Here is a 2034-nt window from a genome sequence, read left to right as displayed (position 1 = left end):
CGTCCAGCAGGTCGGTGAGCACGGTGTTGCCGTACGCGTGCCGCTTGAAGTAGGTGCGGGCGCCGGCCAGGAAGGGCTCGCGGCCGACGTACGCCTCCAGCTGCTACCGGGCACCTACCGCGGCAGCGTCCGGATCACCACCGCCGGCCTCACGCTTCGCGGCGCCGGTCCGAACAGCGTCATCACCCCGGGTGACGCCGCCGACGGCACCGCCGGCGACACCGTCTGCGCCGCCGCCGGGCACGGCATCTGCGTCGTCGGCAGCGACCGGAACCCGCTCGGCGGTGTCACCGTCGAAGACCTCGCCGTCGCCGGTTTCCAGAAGAACGGCATCGACGCCACCGCGACCGATGGCATGACCGTGCGCACCGCCCACCTCCGCGGCAACGGCCAGCACGGCATCAGCCAGGAGAAGTCGACCCGGGCCGTGATCGTCGGCAACGAGGCGACCGGCAACGGCCAGTACGGCATCTTCCTCGCCAACATCGTGGATCCCGAGGGCGACAGCAGCGGCGGTGCGATCGACACCGCCGGCACCGTGGTCAGCGGCAACCGGCTCACCGACAACCGGCTCGGCGTCGCCGTCCGCCGTCTGCGCAACCTCGACGTCGAACAGAACGACGTCCACGGCAACTGCGGCGGCGTCTTCGTCGTCGGTGACGAGACGGTGCCCCGGGCGGGCCGGCTGAGCGTCACCCGCAACCGGGTCGTCGCCAACAACAAGTACTGCCCGGCCGCCGGGCGGCTCGCTCACATCCAGGGGACGGGCATCCTCCTCACCGGCGCCGAGGAGGTGGCGGTGACGGACAACCAGGTCAGCGACAACGTCGGCGACTCGCCGATGTCCGGTGGCATCGTGTTCTTCCACAGCCTGGTCGGCGTGGCCAACACCCGGAACTCCGTCGTGACCAACGACGCCGTCGGCAACTCCCCCGCCGACCTCGTCGACCGCGAGGGTGACAGCACGAACCTCTTCGGACGCAACCACTGCGCGGTCTCCGAACCCGCCGGCCGCTGCTGACCACGGCACGTCCTGGCGGTCCGGCCGAGCGGAGACGCCGCATGCGGGGCAGCCCCTCCTCGACGTCACCGGCCGCCGCCGGAGGGAGGGGGAGAGTCGGAGGACGGCCCCGGGGGCAGGTACGCCCCCGGGCCGGGCCGGGCCGGGCGTCAGGACTGCGGGGCGGACGGCACGGCGGCCTCCCAGGCGAACCCGTCCGGGTCGGTGAAGGTGTCGGCGGTGGTGCTGCCGAGTGCGATGCGGTGCGAGCCGGTGCCGTCGGCGGGGACGCCGAGGTCCTTGGCCAGGGCGCGGCGCTTGTACAGCGCCAGCTTCACGGGGCTGGACCCGCCGGGGGCGAACTCGACGTACTTGCCGCCGAAGCTCTTGGCCACGGTGAGGCCCCGGCCGACGTAGAACTGCTTGGTGGCCTTCACGTCCTCGACGCCGATCAGCAGGACGAACTCGTCGATCTCGCGGGTGGCGGGGCCGGTGTCCTTCTTCGCCGAGGTCGCGATCTTCCAGATCGTCCCGTCCGGGGCCTGGACGACGCCGCCGTAGCCCCACAGGGACTTCGTGGCGGGCTTCAGCACCGTGGCACCGGCGTCCACGGCGGCGCCGACGAAGCCGTCGACGGTGGCGGGCCCGGAGACGGTGAGCGCCAGGGTGAAGCCGCGGAATCCGGTCGAGGGCGCCTCGGACGCCCGGAGGCGGACAAGGGTGTCCACGCCGAAGGCGCTGTAGAAGCGGTGGGCGGCCTCCAGGTCGGTCACCTCGACGGTGACGGTCGCGAGGGCCGTGTCGGTTGCGGGGGAAGTGGTGGTTGCCATGACCACCACGCTAGGGGGTGGGCGGCCGCCGGGGCTTCTCCGATCCTGACCGGTCCGCCGCCGTGGTCGCGCCCCGGCCGGACCGCCCCTGGATGCCGGGCGCCCGGCCCGGCGGGGACACGCCCACCGGCACCGGGGCCTCGTCCGGCCGTCTCAGTCGCGCTCGACGCGCACGCCGCCGACCAGCCCCCAGGCGTCGACCCG

The 2034-nt window shown here is 73.3% G+C and carries 2 protein-coding genes; one reads left to right on the top strand and one right to left on the bottom strand.

Going from position 1 to position 2034, the window contains the following annotated elements:
• On the top strand, positions 1-1021 hold a 1021-nt coding region (locus tag ABZ641_RS34855), incomplete at its 5' end, for a right-handed parallel beta-helix repeat-containing protein (RefSeq protein WP_359988383.1).
• A 149-nt stretch (positions 1022-1170) separates the two neighbouring features.
• Here the strand turns inward: ABZ641_RS34855 and ABZ641_RS34850 are convergent.
• A complete protein-coding gene (locus tag ABZ641_RS34850; RefSeq protein WP_359988381.1) occupies positions 1171-1830 on the bottom strand; it encodes a glyoxalase in 660 nt (219 codons plus the stop codon).
• Positions 1831-2034: the final 204 nt, after the last annotated feature.

Source organism: Kitasatospora sp. NPDC007106, assembly GCF_040634455.1.
Classification (GTDB): Bacteria; Actinomycetota; Actinomycetes; order Streptomycetales; family Streptomycetaceae; genus Kitasatospora; species Kitasatospora arboriphila.
Note: the sequence above shows the minus strand (reverse complement) of the source record. Positions and strands in the feature narration are given on the sequence as shown.